Annotated in this window: 14 protein-coding genes and 1 other RNA gene; 10 read left to right on the forward strand and 5 right to left on the reverse strand. The window is 58.9% G+C overall.

Annotation, left to right across the window (positions count from 1 at the left end; all coding sequences use genetic code 11):
- Positions 1-102: 102 nt before the first annotated feature.
- The 6 genes from trxA to ACM6JQ_RS20510 all read left to right on the forward strand — a co-directional run bounded on the left by trxA (position 103) and on the right by ACM6JQ_RS20510 (position 7,448).
- Positions 103-432, forward strand: coding sequence for a thioredoxin TrxA (gene trxA / locus ACM6JQ_RS20485; RefSeq protein WP_003206727.1), 330 nt, complete (start codon positions 103-105; stop codon positions 430-432).
- 250 nt (positions 433-682) lie between these two features.
- Positions 683-1,942 (forward strand): transcription termination factor Rho, encoded by a 1,260-nt coding sequence (gene rho / locus ACM6JQ_RS20490; protein WP_003229334.1) that lies wholly within the window; start codon positions 683-685, stop codon positions 1,940-1,942.
- 138 nt (positions 1,943-2,080) lie between these two features.
- On the forward strand, positions 2,081-4,042 hold the full coding sequence (locus ACM6JQ_RS20495; protein WP_414894582.1) for an acyltransferase family protein: 1,962 nt from the start codon (positions 2,081-2,083) through the stop codon (positions 4,040-4,042).
- A gap of 80 nt (positions 4,043-4,122) precedes the next feature.
- Positions 4,123-5,589: a 4-hydroxy-3-polyprenylbenzoate decarboxylase gene (gene ubiD, locus ACM6JQ_RS20500; protein ID WP_007911173.1), complete on the forward strand. Its 1,467-nt coding sequence runs from the start codon at positions 4,123-4,125 to the stop codon at positions 5,587-5,589.
- Positions 5,589-6,557, forward strand: a complete 969-nt coding sequence (locus tag ACM6JQ_RS20505; protein WP_016985911.1) for a CDP-6-deoxy-delta-3,4-glucoseen reductase — start codon at positions 5,589-5,591, stop codon at positions 6,555-6,557. Before ubiD ends, ACM6JQ_RS20505 begins: the two co-directional genes overlap by 1 nt.
- 222 nt (positions 6,558-6,779) lie before the next feature.
- Entirely contained in the window at positions 6,780-7,448 is a 669-nt protein-coding gene (locus ACM6JQ_RS20510) for a gamma-glutamylcyclotransferase (RefSeq protein ID WP_414894583.1), read from the forward strand.
- Here ACM6JQ_RS20510 and glpT read toward each other — a convergent pair.
- Positions 7,424-8,773 carry a glycerol-3-phosphate transporter gene (glpT, locus tag ACM6JQ_RS20515; protein WP_007911178.1) on the reverse strand — a complete coding sequence of 450 codons (1,350 nt, stop codon included), beginning with the start codon at positions 8,771-8,773 and terminating at the stop codon, positions 7,424-7,426. The genes ACM6JQ_RS20510 and glpT overlap by 25 nt on opposite strands.
- 224 nt (positions 8,774-8,997) lie before the next feature.
- Between glpT and ACM6JQ_RS20520 the strand changes: the two genes are divergently transcribed.
- Positions 8,998-9,615: a flagellar basal body-associated protein FliL gene (locus ACM6JQ_RS20520; protein WP_095112844.1), complete on the forward strand. Its 618-nt coding sequence runs from the start codon at positions 8,998-9,000 to the stop codon at positions 9,613-9,615.
- Positions 9,616-9,803: 188 nt separating this feature from the next.
- Entirely contained in the window at positions 9,804-10,418 is a 615-nt protein-coding gene (locus ACM6JQ_RS20525; RefSeq protein WP_414894609.1) for an energy transducer TonB, read from the forward strand.
- Positions 10,419-10,472: 54 nt separating this feature from the next.
- On the opposite strand, the gene ACM6JQ_RS20530 is transcribed toward ACM6JQ_RS20525, so the two are convergent.
- Positions 10,473-11,450: an NADPH:quinone oxidoreductase family protein gene (locus ACM6JQ_RS20530; protein ID WP_007911184.1), complete on the reverse strand. Its 978-nt coding sequence runs from the start codon at positions 11,448-11,450 to the stop codon at positions 10,473-10,475.
- A 150-nt stretch (positions 11,451-11,600) separates the two neighbouring features.
- On the opposite strand from ACM6JQ_RS20530, the gene ACM6JQ_RS20535 reads away from it, so the two are divergent.
- Positions 11,601-12,008, forward strand: a complete 408-nt coding sequence (locus tag ACM6JQ_RS20535; RefSeq protein WP_027610485.1) for a flagellar basal body-associated protein FliL — start codon at positions 11,601-11,603, stop codon at positions 12,006-12,008.
- A gap of 139 nt (positions 12,009-12,147) precedes the next feature.
- Here ACM6JQ_RS20535 and ACM6JQ_RS20540 read toward each other — a convergent pair whose 3' ends face one another.
- Positions 12,148-12,600 (reverse strand): EVE domain-containing protein, encoded by a 453-nt coding sequence (locus tag ACM6JQ_RS20540; RefSeq protein ID WP_007911191.1) that lies wholly within the window; start codon positions 12,598-12,600, stop codon positions 12,148-12,150.
- A 198-nt stretch (positions 12,601-12,798) separates the two neighbouring features.
- On the opposite strand from ACM6JQ_RS20540, the gene ACM6JQ_RS20545 reads away from it, so the two are divergent.
- Positions 12,799-12,954 (forward strand): hypothetical protein, encoded by a 156-nt coding sequence (locus tag ACM6JQ_RS20545; RefSeq protein ID WP_007911192.1) that lies wholly within the window; start codon positions 12,799-12,801, stop codon positions 12,952-12,954.
- A gap of 35 nt (positions 12,955-12,989) precedes the next feature.
- Here ACM6JQ_RS20545 and ACM6JQ_RS20550 read toward each other — a convergent pair whose 3' ends face one another.
- Both ACM6JQ_RS20550 and ssrS read right to left on the reverse strand, forming a co-directional pair.
- On the reverse strand, positions 12,990-13,595 hold the full coding sequence (locus ACM6JQ_RS20550; protein ID WP_095112863.1) for a 5-formyltetrahydrofolate cyclo-ligase: 606 nt from the start codon (positions 13,593-13,595) through the stop codon (positions 12,990-12,992).
- Positions 13,596-13,676: 81 nt separating this feature from the next.
- Positions 13,677-13,855, reverse strand: a non-coding RNA gene (gene ssrS, locus ACM6JQ_RS20555) — 6S RNA.
- Positions 13,856-13,885: the final 30 nt, after the last annotated feature.

Raw genomic sequence — 13,885 nt, forward strand, 5'->3', positions numbered from 1 at the left:
TCATCGAGTGCCATAGCAAGACTCAATCAACTGCGGCTTCCTGAACAGGGGAAGGGCGGCTATGATGGGCCACGTTTTTTTGCTTACAACCTGGAGAATTCCATGAGCAGCGATCTTATCAAACACGTTAGCGACGCTAGCTTCGAAGCCGACGTACTCAAGGCCGAAGGCGCTGTCCTGGTCGATTACTGGGCTGAATGGTGCGGTCCTTGCAAAATGATCGCTCCGGTTCTGGACGAGATTGCCGAGACTTACAAAGGCAAGCTGACCGTTGCCAAACTGAACATCGACGAAAACCAGGAAACCCCGGCCAAGCACGGCGTGCGTGGTATCCCGACGCTGATGCTGTTCAAGAACGGCAACGTTGAAGCGACCAAAGTCGGCGCCCTGTCGAAGTCGCAACTGGCGGCTTTCCTCGACGCCAACATCTAAGCGTCGCTGTAAAGTGCCTGAAAAAAAGCCCCGCAAAATAGCGGGGCTTTTTGCGTATTCAGGGCTAGACGCTCCGAAACTCAGGTGGTACATTCGGCCCCGCACTGGTTTCTCCATTGCCCCCTGCTAGCCGTCGCCGACGCACTCCTTTTCGAATTAGTTCGCGATCCTGTCGCCTTCTCCGCGGCGCGGCCTCATTAAGCCAAAAGCTTAATTTCCCCCCCTCCATAAATGATTACGTCATTCCTATATGAATCTGACTGAACTCAAGCAAAAGCCGATTACCGAACTGCTCGAATTGGCCGAACAGATGGGCATAGAAAATATGGCCCGTTCGCGCAAGCAGGACGTGATTTTCTCCCTGCTGAAAAAGCACGCGAAAAGCGGCGAGGAAATCTCCGGTGATGGCGTGCTGGAGATTCTCCAGGACGGCTTCGGCTTCCTGCGCTCCGCTGACGCTTCCTACCTGGCCGGCCCGGACGATATCTACGTCTCGCCAAGCCAGATCCGCCGTTTCAACTTGCGCACCGGTGACACCATCGTTGGCAAGATCCGCCCTCCGAAGGAAGGCGAGCGGTATTTCGCCCTGCTCAAGGTCGACACGATCAACTTCGATCGTCCCGAGAACGCGAAAAACAAGATTCTCTTCGAGAACCTGACCCCGCTGTTCCCGACCGTGCGCATGAAGATGGAAGCCGGTAACGGTTCCACCGAAGACTTGACCGGTCGTGTAATCGACCTGTGCGCCCCGATCGGCAAAGGCCAGCGTGGTCTGATCGTTGCACCGCCGAAAGCCGGTAAAACGATCATGCTGCAAAACATCGCAGCGAACATCGCCCGTAACAACCCTGAAGTTCACCTGATCGTGCTGCTGATCGACGAGCGTCCGGAAGAAGTAACCGAAATGCAGCGCACCGTGCGCGGCGAAGTGGTTGCCTCGACCTTCGATGAGCCGCCGACCCGTCACGTGCAGGTCGCTGAAATGGTGATCGAGAAGGCCAAGCGCCTGGTCGAGCACAAGAAAGACGTGGTGATCCTGCTCGACTCCATCACCCGTCTGGCCCGTGCCTACAACACCGTGATCCCGAGCTCCGGCAAGGTCTTGACCGGTGGTGTCGATGCCCACGCCCTCGAGAAGCCGAAACGCTTCTTCGGTGCTGCGCGTAACATCGAAGAAGGCGGCTCGCTGACCATTATCGCCACCGCGCTGGTTGAAACCGGCTCGAAGATGGACGAAGTGATCTACGAAGAGTTCAAGGGTACCGGCAACATGGAACTGCCTCTGGATCGCAAGATCGCCGAGAAGCGTGTGTTCCCGGCCATCAACATCAACCGCTCCGGCACCCGCCGCGAAGAGTTGCTGACTGCCGACGACGAACTGCAGCGTATGTGGATCCTGCGCAAGCTGCTGCACCCGATGGACGAAGTGGCTGCCATCGAGTTCCTGGTCGACAAGCTGAAGACGACCAAGACCAACGACGAGTTCTTCTTGTCGATGAAGCGCAAGTAATACGCAAGCCGTTTGAAAAAAGCGTCCGAAAGGGCGCTTTTTTTTGCCTTGAATTATTTGTATCTGGATTGAAGTTTGCGCGGCTGATAACTTCGCGCCTTCAAGGGATTTTGTATCCAGAACAGGTAAGGTTTTTTCATGCACACGTTTGGCAATCGCCGTGATATCGACGGATTACGGGCACTGGCGGTTATTCCCGTCGTACTGTTTCATTTCGGATTCACTACATTCAGCGGCGGTTTTGTCGGCGTTGATGTGTTCTTCGTCATTTCCGGCTTCCTGATCACCTCGATCCTGTTCCGCGAAATCAGCGCCCAGCGTTTCAGTTTTCTCGACTTCTGGGGCCGTCGTGCCCGGCGCATTCTGCCGGCGTTGACTGTGGTTGTGGTGGTGACGCTGGCTTTAGGCTGGCTGTTGCTGACAGCCAAAGACCTGGCTGAACTCGGGCGGACGATTCGTTACCAGTCGCTGTTCATTTCCAACATTCTGTTCATGCGTGAAGACGGCTACTTTGCGCCGGCGTCGGAACTCAAGCCGTTGCTGCATACCTGGTCGCTGGCGGTGGAAGAGCAGTACTACATCTTCTTCCCGTTGATGATGGTCTTGCTGATGCGCTACGTCCGTCATTGGCGCTGGATGCTGTTTGCCTTGCTGCTGGTGTCGTTCGGCTTGAACATCATCTATATCGAACGCCGGCCGGAGTTTGCCTTTTTCGCCCTGCCGACCCGCGCCTGGGAATTGCTCTGCGGTGCGATGTTGGCGGTAATGCCCGTGCCCAAGCATGTTGCGCGGCCATGGCTGCGGCAGTCCGTTGGCCTGGCCGGGCTGGCGGCGGTGCTGGTGGCGGTGTTTACCTTCGACAAAACCACAGTGTTCCCGGGTTGGGCGGCGCTGTTGCCGGTATTGGGCACGACGGCGTTGATCTGGTCGGGCGCCCAGGGGGAGACATGGGCTGGCCGGTTATTGAGTGTCCGGGCTCTGGTCTGGATCGGCTTGCTGTCCTACTCGTTTTACCTGTGGCATTGGCCGGTCTATGTGTATGCCAACGCGATTTCCATCGATGGTATCCAGCCGCTCGAAGCCATCGGCTGGATCGCCCTGGCGTTGGTGCTGGCGTGGCTGAGCCTGCGCTATATCGAACTGCCCTTCCGTGAAAAGCGCGTGTTTGCCAGCCGTAACTCGGTGTTGGTCGGTGGCTTGGTGTCGATTACCGTGCTGGCGATTACCGGCTCGGTAATCCGCTCGGCAGATGGTATTCCGCAGCGCCTGAGCGGCAAGGCGCTGGAATATGCGCAATCACGCGAATGGAACGCAGGGCAGTCGAAGTGCATGCACTTGAGCACCGACAAGGCGCTGACCAAGTCCTGTCTGGTGGGCGGTGAGGAAAATATTGCGGCGACAAAAATGTTCTGGGGCGACAGTCACGCCGCAGCGTTGTTGCCCGCCATCGAAGGCAATGCCAGTCGCATGGTGCAGCCAGTGTGGTTGTACAGCCTGACGGGTTGCCCGCCGATCATCGATGACAGCCTGCGCCCGCAGTGCAAGGACTTCAACCAGCGCAATATGGACCGCGTCACGAGTCTGGGGATCAAGGACGTGGTGCTGGCGGCGAATTGGAGCCTGTACGTATATGGTCGCGAAGACGGCGATGGGGATCGGCAATTCCTGCTTGATCGCAAGGATAACCCGCGTCAGTCAGAGCAGCGTATGGCCAACGCCATCAAGGCGCGTGTGGCCGAGTTGCGCGAAGCCGGCGTGCAAGTCTGGCTGTTCAAGGAAGTGCCGCTGCAGCACAAGAGCTATATCGACCGCCTGACCAGCCTGGCCCGGATCGGCCGATCAGCAGAAGGCCTTGGTCGTCCGCTCAGTGAGCATCTGGCACGCCAGCAGTTTTTCACTGACCTGTTCGGCTCGATGAGCGCCGCCGATTCCGGTGTGCACGTCATCGATCCGACGCCGCTGATGTGCAAGGAAGGGCTCTGCGCCATCGATGTCGACGGCCACTCGCAGTACAAGGATGCGGACCACCTTTCCGACGTCGGCAGCGCCAGATTGAGCCCGTTGTTTGCACCGATCTTGCTGGGTGCCAGTCAGAATTGAGCGATCACGGGCACTGACGGGCTGCTGTTTGCCCGTCAGAGCAGGTAGGATGTACGCCTATTTTGAGGGTGCCATCGTCAATGAAATTCAAGGATCTTCGGGATTTCGTGCAGCAGCTTGAGCAGCGCGGAGAGTTGAAACGCATCCAGATTCCCGTCTCGCCGGTGCTGGAGATGACCGAGGTGTGCGACCGCACGCTACGGGCCAAGGGCCCGGCGCTGCTGTTCGAGAAACCCACCGGCTACGACATCCCGGTGCTCGGCAACCTGTTCGGCACCCCTGAGCGGGTGGCGATGGGCATGGGCGCCGAGTCGGTCAGCGAGCTGCGCGAAATCGGCAAGCTGCTGGCGTTCCTCAAGGAACCCGAGCCGCCGAAGGGCTTGAAGGACGCGTGGTCGAAACTGCCGATCTTCCGCAAGATCATCTCGATGGCACCGAAAGTCGTCAAAGACGCGGTGTGCCAGGAAGTGGTCATTGAAGGCGACGATGTCGATCTGGCGATGCTGCCGGTGCAGACCTGCTGGCCCGGCGACGTCGGCCCGCTGATCACCTGGGGCCTGACCGTCACCAAAGGCCCGAACAAGGACCGCCAGAACCTCGGTATCTACCGTCAGCAAGTGATCGGCCGCAACAAGGTGATCATGCGCTGGCTCAGCCACCGTGGCGGCGCCCTCGACTTCCGCGAGTGGTGCGAGAAGCATCCGGGTCAGCCGTTCCCGGTGTCGGTGGCCCTTGGCGCGGATCCGGCGACCATCCTTGGCGCCGTGACGCCGGTGCCGGACAGTCTTTCCGAATACGCTTTCGCAGGGCTCTTGCGCGGTAACCGTACCGAACTGGTCAAGTGCCGTGGCAACGACCTGCAAGTGCCGGCCACCGCCGAAATCATCCTCGAAGGCGTGATCCATCCGGGCGAAATGGCCGATGAAGGCCCGTACGGCGACCACACCGGTTACTACAACGAAGTCGACAGCTTCCCGGTGTTCACCGTCGAGCGCATCACCCACCGGATCAAACCGATCTACCACAGCACCTACACCGGCCGTCCGCCGGATGAGCCGGCAATCCTCGGCGTGGCGCTGAACGAAGTGTTTGTGCCGATCCTGCAAAAGCAGTTCCCGGAGATCACCGACTTCTACCTGCCGCCGGAAGGCTGCTCTTACCGCATGGCCATCGTGACCATGAAGAAGTCGTATCCGGGGCATGCCAAGCGCGTGATGCTCGGTGTCTGGTCGTTTTTGCGACAGTTCATGTACACCAAGTTCGTTATCGTCACCGACGACGATATCAATGCCCGCGACTGGAACGACGTGATCTGGGCCATCACCACGCGCATGGATCCCAAGCGCGACACGGTGATGATCGATAACACGCCGATCGACTACCTCGATTTCGCCTCGCCGATCTCCGGCCTGGGCTCGAAAATGGGCCTCGATGCCACCCACAAGTGGCCGGGCGAAACCACTCGCGAGTGGGGCCGCGTGATCGTCAAGGACGACGCCGTCACCCAACGGATCGATGCCATCTGGAATCAGTTAGGAATAGATTGATGCGTGTAACCTTGCAGCCCTCCGGAGCAGTGCTTGAGATACAGCCCGGCGAGCGGATTCTCGATGGTGCGCGGCGCCTGGGCTACGAATGCCCGCAAAGCTGCCGCAACGGCAATTGTCATGTGTGTGCGGCGCTGCTGGTTGAAGGCCGCGTTGCGCAGGACGGCAAGGTGCACGACCACGGCGAGTTCTACACTTGCATAGCCGAGCCGCTGGAAGACTGCATCCTGCTGTGGGATGGCGTGCTCGCGCTGGGAGAACTGCCGGTGCGCAGCCTGTCGTGTCAGGTCATCGAATGCCGCGATGTGGGCGGCGACACTTGGCGCGTGCGTCTGCGTGCGCCGGCGGGCAAGCCACCGCGTTATCACGCCGGGCAATACTTGATGATCGAGCGCGAGAACGGCGAGAAGTCGGCGTTCTCCATGGCCTCGGCACCGCATGGCGGGCGTGATCTGGAAATCCACGTGCTGGCGCGCGAAGCCAGTGCACTGAGCCTGATCGAACAGCTGCAACGCAACGCCATGGTGCGTGTCGAGCTGCCGTTTGGCGATACGCATCTGGCCGAGCTGCCCGACGGGCCGTTGGTGCTGGTCGCCGCCGGCACCGGCATGGGCCAGATTCATGCGCTGATCGAGCATTGCCGCGCCAACGGCTTCAAACACCCGGTGCATCTGTACTGGGGCGTGCGCCGCCCAGAAGATTTTTATGAGATCGAACATTGGGACGAATGGCTGAAGTTGCCTAACCTGTTCCTGCACAAAGTCGTCAGTGATCAATGCGGCTGGGAAGGGCGCTGCGGCATGCTGCACGAGGCAGTCTGTGAAGACTTCCCTGACCTGAAACCGCTGCACGTCTACGCCAGCGGCTCGCCGGCCATGGTCTACGGCACCCTCGACGCCTTGGTCGAAGCCGGGATGGATGCCCATCAAATGCGTGCCGATGTGTTCGCTTACGCCCCGCGCTCTTGAGCCGCGCTCTTGAGCCTCGTGCTGAATCCGTTATAACTCCCTATATAGCCGATCGGTATTTATGTAATTGCATAAATACCGCTAGGTTATATATCAATCAGGCAATCAATTAAGAACTGTGCCATGGCACTCAAATTGCCTTAAAACATATGTGCCTTATTGTTACAGCGGTGCGTTCTATTAAGTAATTCTTCACCCGCGGGGAGCTGAACGCTATTCGCCATGAGCGCCATTGAAAACGCTTTTCTGAATTTGAATTACCCTCCGCGGCTCGATCTTGGGCCGCAGCTGACGCACGAACAACTTCTCGCTTCCATGCAATCGACCATGGCGCGCCACAAGGGCGGGCCGGTGTGGCTGTTCGCCTATGGTTCGCTGATCTGGCGGCCGGAGTGTTCGGCGGTGGAGCGGGTGCGCGGACGTGTGCATGGCTACCATCGCGGCCTGTACCTGTGGTCGCACGAGCACCGCGGTACGCCGGAAATGCCTGGTCTGGTGTTTGGTCTGGATCGTGGCGGTTCGTGCAGTGGCTTTGCCTACCGCTTGCCGGAAGACAATCTCGATACCGCACTCTATGCGCTGTGGAAACGCGAGATGCCGGTGCCGTCCTATCGGCCACACTGGCTCAACTGCCGTCTTGAAGATGGCAGTCAGGTTCAGGCCTTGGGATTTGTGTTGGAGCGACACCTGCCCAGCTATGCCGGCAACTTGCCGGATCACGTGCTGAGCCAAGTGTTCGAAAGCGCCAGCGGGCGTTACGGTACCACTCGCGATTATGTCGAGCAGACCGCGCACGCCCTGCGCAGCCACGCCATGCCAGATCGCAATCTGGAGGCGCGGCTCAAGCGCTGTAAGTCACAGGCCGATCAAGCGACCGCTTCACGGCTCTGACTGGCGACTTGCTTGTGCCACAGCGTCGGGGCCAGGAAGGCCATCGACAGCAGGCAAGCGCCCACCAGCAGGACAAAACCACCGTCCCAGCCGAAATGGTCCACGGTGTAGCCCATCGCCGCACTGGCCGCGACCGAGCCACCCAGATAACCGAACAGGCCAGTGAAACCCGCAGCGGTGCCAGCGGCTTTCTTCGGTGCCAGCTCCAGCGCTTGCAGGCCGATCAGCATCACCGGGCCGTAGATCAGGAAGCCGATCGAGAACAGCGCGATCATGTCGACGGTCGGGTTGCCGGCCGGGTTCAGCCAATAGACCAGCGTTGCCACGGTCACCAGTGCCATGAACACCATGCCGGTCAGGCCACGGTTGCCACGGAAGATCTTGTCCGACATCCAGCCGCACAGCAGCGTGCCCGGGATACCCGCCCATTCGTAGAAGAAATAGGCCCACGAGGTTTTATCGACGGTGAAACCCTTGGCTTCCTTCAGGTACGTCGGTGCCCAGTCCAGTACGCCGTAGCGCAGTAGATAGACGAAGACGTTGGCCATGGCGATGTACCAGAGCATTTTGTTGCGCAGCACGTATTTGACGAAGATCTCTTTCGCGCTGAATTCATCTTCGTGGCTGGCGTCGTAGCCTTCCGGGTAATCGTTCTTGTACTTCTCGATTGGCGGCAGGCCGACCGATTGCGGGGTGTCACGCATGGTGATGAACGCGAACACCGCGACGCCCAGCGCTACCGCTGCCGGTACGTAGAACGCTGCATGCCAGTCGTTGAACAAGCCCATGCCGAGCAGGAACAGCGGGCCGATCAGACCGCCGCCGACGTTATGCGCCACGTTCCACACGGACACCACGCCGCCACGCTCCTTCTGCGACCACCAGTGCACCATGGTCCGGCCACTTGGCGGCCAGCCCATGCCCTGGGCCCAGCCGTTGATGAACAGCAGAATGAACATCATGGTCACGCTGGACGTTGCCCAAGGCGCGAAACCGAAAATGAACATTACCCCGGCCGAGACCAGCAGGCCGAACGGCAGGAAGTAGCGCGGGTTGGAACGGTCGGACACCAGGCCCATGAGGAATTTCGACAAACCATAAGCGATGGCGATTGCCGACATCGCCAGACCCAGGTCGCCGCGGCTGTAGCCTTCGTCGATCAGGTACGGCATGGCCAGGGAAAAGTTTTTGCGCAGCAGGTAGTAACCCGCGTAGCCAAAGAAAATACCGGCGAAGATCTGCCAGCGCAGGCGTCGGTAGGTGCTGTCTATTTTTTCTTCAGGCAATGGAGCCTGATGTGCGGCAGGACGAAAGAAAGCAAACATTCAAGAGCTCCAGATTTCTTGTTTTGACTGCGGATGCGAATGTTACAGTTTCGTTACCGAAAATAGCACCGGTTCGCATCGAGCAAATAGCGGAAAATGTTGGAAGTCGCGTGTTCCTTTACGAACCTGTCGCTCAGCTGTAAGAACAGGGCGTTTTTGTCGCGCTCGGGACGTTGTGACTTAGACTCGCGATCTACAGATCGACTGATATCTCGAGATAAGCGATGACCCCGAAAGTTCGCAGGCTATTGCCCAGACTGTTGATGGTCGCAGCGGTGACTGTTTCAGTGTTGGCACTGAGCTTCGCCCAAGGTTCTGCAGCACCAGGCCTGCGCAATGTCACCGTATTGATCATCCGCCATGCAGAAAAGCCTGATGTCGGCCGAGAACTCAATGCCCGGGGCGAACAGCGCGCCGCGGCTTACGCGGACTATTTCACCTCGTTGCAGTTGGACGACCAGACACTCACACCCCAACGTCTGATCGCTACCGCCGACAGCCCGGAAAGCATCCGCCCGCGACAGACGCTGATTGCACTGTCCCAGCGCCTGCAACTGCCGATCGAGCAGCCCTACGCCAATAACGACGTCGACAAACTGGTCAGCTCGCTGCGCAAGAATAATCAGGCGAAAACCGTGCTGATCGCCTGGCACCACAGCCACATCAACAAACTGATTGCGGCGTTCGGCGGAGACGGCCCGGCACTGATCGGTCAGCCGAAATGGCCGGTGGATGTTTATGACTGGCTGATTGTTTTGCGTTTCGATGACAAGGGGCAGTTGATCAAGTCGCGTAGCGAGAAGGTTCAGGAACATCTGATGCCAGGCGATATTGCAGGCTGAAACGGTAAAAGGGTCCGTCAGAAAAGTTACCTTTGAGCATTCGCGTGGTGCGTTCGCCCGATTTACCGTCGTGTCTTGGGAAACGTCCTGCGTCCAAAGCAGAAGTTGCGCCATTCAGTTAAACGTCATAGCTCCGTAACCTTTGTGCTGTTGCCGGGATCGGCATTCGGGTGCTCAGGGGGCGGATCATGCGGTGGATTGTGGCGTTGCTTTTGTTGCTGGTCGGCGGTGTCGTGCAAGCGGCAGGAGCGCTGTTGATTCCCGAAGACAACCCCCGACCAATTTATCCACTGGCATTGTCCAGGGCCGGGATTACGGGAGAGGTTAAGGCTCGTTTCATCGTCAGGGCGGATGGCTCGGTCAGCGAAATCAGCATTCTGAAAAGCGACCACCCCGATCTGGCTGAAGCGGTCAGAGTTGCGCTGGTGCAGTGGCGTTTCAAGCCTTGGGCTGTAGAGGAGGACAAACCCGAAAAGCAGGAAGTCGTCGCGCCGATAGTCTTTCGGCTCGATCTGGATCAACCCATTCACGTCAACCAGCAACTGAAAGCCTTGCGATGCCGTGCAGTTAACGACAACCTCGCCAACATTGCAGAGTACTCATGGATCGATTCGACGGTGTTCGCACAAACCCGCGCCTATCTATCGAACGTCTTCCATAAAACTCAGCTACCGGAGGCACAGCGTCTGGCGATGATTGCCAGGATGAATCGGCAGGTTGAAAAGATTGTCAGGGCTTGTCGAGAGAGCCCTGCGCGCAAATTCATGAGCCTGTTGCCGGCGGAGATTCGTGAGTTGCTTTGATAGCAAAGGCCAGTACAACCGAACCGGACATTCTGGCCTTTATCGAAAGGTCACTCAGCGAACCTGCACCACAACCTTGCCTACAGCCTTGCGCTGGCCAAGGTCATTGATCGCCTGTGCGGCATTGCTCAGCGGATAGACCTGCGACACCAGCGGCTTCAACTTGCCCTCGGCAAACCAACCGAACAATTGCTGGAAGTTCGCCGCATTGTCTTGCGGCTGGCGCTGGGCGAAGGAGCCCCAGAACACGCCGAGTACCGCCGCGCCTTTGAGCAGGGCGAGATTGACTGGCAACTCCGGAATGCGCCCGCTGGCGAAGCCGACCACCAGCAGGCGGCCATTCCAGGCGATGGCGCGGATGGCCTGGTCGAACAGGTCGCCGCCGACCGGGTCGTAAATCACATCGGCGCCCTGGCCGTCGGTGAGGCGTTTGATTTCGTCCTTGAGGCTGGTTTCGCTGTAGTTGATCAGCTCATCGGCGCCCGCAGCCTTGGCCACCGCGAGTTTCTCGGCGCTGCTGGCGGCAGCAATCACGCGGGCGCCCATGGCTTTGCCGATTTCCACAGCCGCCAGGCCGACACCGCCGGAAGCGCCGAGCACCAGCAGGGTTTCGCCCGGTTGCAGGTTGGCGCGTTGCTTGAGCGCATGCATCGAGGTGCCGTAGGTCATGCTGAAGGCGGCAGCGATATTGAAGTCCATCGACGGCGGGATCGGCAGCACGTTATAGCCTGGCACCGCGACCTGTTCGGCGAAGCTGCCCCAACCGGTCAGGGCCATGACGCGGTCACCAACCTTGAGGTGGCTGACCTTTTCCCCGACTTCGCGGACCACGCCTGCGGCTTCTCCGCCCGGCGAGAACGGGAAGGGCGGCTTGAACTGGTATTTGCCCTCGATGATCAGCGTGTCCGGGAAGTTGACCCCGGCGGCGTGCACGTCCAGCAGGATTTCGTTCTTCTTCAGGGCGGGACTGGCGACGTCTTCCAGCACCAGCGATTCGGCAGGGCCGAAGGCTTTGCACAGCACGGCTTTCATCAGGGCTATTCCTTTGGGAGTGATGGCCGATAAGTGTAGGTGTGTCAGTCAACGGGTCAACGAGCATGCCCGGCCCTGATAGTCAGCCATAAGCTTGTGCTTGCGCGGCGGGTCGTTATGCTAGGCCGCAAACCGGATAAGGAGCGAATTGTGAAAGCGTGGATCATGTTGTTGCTGGCCCTGTCTCTGCCTGTGGCAGCGCTGGCCGAAGAAGCCAAAGAAGGCGAGGCGCCGAAGGTCAACTACATCACCCTGAGCCCGCCATTTGTGGGCAACTACGGGCTGGACGGCACGCCGAAGCTCAAGGTCTACAAGGCCGATGTGGCATTGCGCGTGACTGGTGAAGAAGCGACCAAACTGGTCAAGGCCAACGAGCCGCTGATCCGTAATCAACTGGTGGCGTTGTTTACGCAGCAGACCACCGAGGCGATGGGCAGCATCGAAGGTAAAGAGAAGCTGCGTCAGGAAGCGCTGAAACAGACCCAGCAAGTGATGAATGACGAGACCGGCAAGCCGGTGGTTGAAGATCTGTTGTTCAACAACCTGATCATTCAATAAATCTTCTGTTGTCCGGGCCGGCCTCATCGCTGGCAGCCAGCTCCCACAAGGTTCTGCGGCGATCACAATATTGTGTTCCATCGCAAATCCTGTGGGAGCTGGCTTGCCAGCGATTGCATTATGGCAGGCGCCAAATAAATCAGGGTTTGAGGGTGATCACCGCCGCCCACTGCTCAGCCGTCACCGGCATCACCGACAACCGCGAACCCTTCTGCACCAACGGCATCTCGGCCAACGCGGTCTGCTGCTTCAAATAATCCAGCTTCAACACCCGCGCAAACGTCTCGACGTGTTCAACGTCAATCGCGCTCCAGGCATTTTTCTCCGCTGTAGCCTTCGGGTCGAAGTAATGACTTTCCGGCTCCAGTGCGGTGGGATCCGGGTACGCCGCTGCGATTATTTTGCCGATTCCGGCAATTCCCGGCTCCGGGCAACTGGAATGGTAAAAAAAGAACTCATCGCCCACCGCCATCGCACGCAGGAAGTTGCGCGCCTGATAGTTGCGAACCCCGTCCCAGCGCGCTTTGCCGAGTTTTTCCAGACCTTTGATCGAGAGTTCGTCGGGCTCGGACTTCATCAGCCAATAGGCCATGGTTTTGTGCTCCTGAAACGGTCATTGGGCAGGTTGTCGGGCAATTTTATGACAAACCGACAGTCGGTTGACGTCAGCGTTTGCGCGCAGGTTCACGTTGTCGCAAAATGCCGGCCTTTAAAGCTTGACGCTGCTGCACGGCCTACAAACGGAAACCGCTGCTGTCATCGTGATGATGTGCCTTGAGGGGGGCAATCGATGAAACGCAAACCGGATTTACTATGGACTTTGGTAATTTTGTTCGGCCTGGGCGTCGTGACCACCGGTTACGCGCAGAGCCTGTGGGCCAATAAGGCCGATGCGCCGATCGAAGTCGCGCAACAGGTTCAACAGTCGACAGCCTTCAAGCGCTGAAACGGCTTTTCGACGCCGCTGATCTGCGCGGCGTCCTATCCTGCGAAATACCACGCCTTGTCGCTGACCGTGCCCTGTAACGGTACATCCCAACTCGCCTGCGCCAACCGCTCGACCTTCTGACATTCATGGGCCAGCCCCAGCAACGTCGGCTTGCGCCAGCTTTTGCGTCGAGCCAGATACCCCAGACTGCGATCATAGAAACCGCCGCCCATGCCCAGGCGCCCGCCGACATCGTCAAACCCTACCAACGGCAACAACACCAGATCCAGCGCCCAGACTTTGCGTTGCTGCGCCAGATTGGCGCGCGGCTCGAGAATGCGGAAGCGATTGGGTTTGAGTTTTTCCCCGGGACGAATGCGCTGGAAAACCATCTTGGTCCGCGGCCAGGCGCTGAGCACCGGCAGGTAGGTCGCTTTGCCGCGACGCTGGGCTTCACGCAGCAGCAGGCGCGGATCGATTTCACCGTCGGTGGGCAAATACAAAGAGATGTGTCTGGCCCGGCGAAAGTGCGGGTCTTGCGCCAACTGCCGGTACAGGCCCTTGGCAGCCTGGCGTTGTTCGCTTTTGCTCAGCGCACGGCGCGCCTTGCGCAGCAGGCGGCGGAGTTGCGGGCGGGGCAGCAGCGCGGGTTCGGTCATGGTTCGGCTTCAGCGGGATGGGTGCAAAAACGTACGCATAAAAAATCCGATGGCGGTTTTCACCGACATCGGATTCGAATCAGGCTCCCCGGATGAACCGCTGTCAACTTAGCCCTTGAACCCGAAAGTTCAAGGTGGAAGATGCAGTAGACTTTAAGGCTTTCCGTCTAGCGGACATGCACACCAGCCCAACGTGCAACTTCCAGGGTAGTGCGAATCGGCTCAGGGACATCGTCAACTGGCAAGCACCCCAGGGAGTGCCGCGAGTATACCGCATGCGGCCAGTCGAA

Source organism: Pseudomonas sp. IT-232MI5, from assembly GCF_949767845.1.
Classification (GTDB): Bacteria; Pseudomonadota; Gammaproteobacteria; order Pseudomonadales; family Pseudomonadaceae; genus Aquipseudomonas.

Excerpts from the sequence above, each read along its gene's own strand:
- trxA (WP_003206727.1), top strand. The coding sequence starts at position 103 with ATGAGCAGCGATCTTATCAAACACGTTAGCGACGCTAGCTTCGAAGCC.
- rho (WP_003229334.1), top strand. The coding sequence starts at position 683 with ATGAATCTGACTGAACTCAAGCAAAAGCCGATTACCGAACTGCTCGAA.
- ACM6JQ_RS20495 (WP_414894582.1), top strand. The coding sequence starts at position 2,081 with ATGCACACGTTTGGCAATCGCCGTGATATCGACGGATTACGGGCACTG.
- ubiD (WP_007911173.1), top strand. The coding sequence starts at position 4,123 with ATGAAATTCAAGGATCTTCGGGATTTCGTGCAGCAGCTTGAGCAGCGC.
- ACM6JQ_RS20505 (WP_016985911.1), top strand. The coding sequence starts at position 5,589 with ATGCGTGTAACCTTGCAGCCCTCCGGAGCAGTGCTTGAGATACAGCCC.
- ACM6JQ_RS20510 (WP_414894583.1), top strand. The coding sequence starts at position 6,780 with ATGAGCGCCATTGAAAACGCTTTTCTGAATTTGAATTACCCTCCGCGG.
- glpT (WP_007911178.1), bottom strand. The coding sequence starts at position 8,773 with ATGTTTGCTTTCTTTCGTCCTGCCGCACATCAGGCTCCATTGCCTGAA.
- ACM6JQ_RS20520 (WP_095112844.1), top strand. The coding sequence starts at position 8,998 with ATGACCCCGAAAGTTCGCAGGCTATTGCCCAGACTGTTGATGGTCGCA.
- ACM6JQ_RS20525 (WP_414894609.1), top strand. The coding sequence starts at position 9,804 with ATGCGGTGGATTGTGGCGTTGCTTTTGTTGCTGGTCGGCGGTGTCGTG.
- ACM6JQ_RS20530 (WP_007911184.1), bottom strand. The coding sequence starts at position 11,450 with ATGAAAGCCGTGCTGTGCAAAGCCTTCGGCCCTGCCGAATCGCTGGTG.
- ACM6JQ_RS20540 (WP_007911191.1), bottom strand. The coding sequence starts at position 12,600 with ATGGCCTATTGGCTGATGAAGTCCGAGCCCGACGAACTCTCGATCAAA.
- ACM6JQ_RS20545 (WP_007911192.1), top strand. The coding sequence starts at position 12,799 with ATGAAACGCAAACCGGATTTACTATGGACTTTGGTAATTTTGTTCGGC.
- ACM6JQ_RS20550 (WP_095112863.1), bottom strand. The coding sequence starts at position 13,595 with ATGACCGAACCCGCGCTGCTGCCCCGCCCGCAACTCCGCCGCCTGCTG.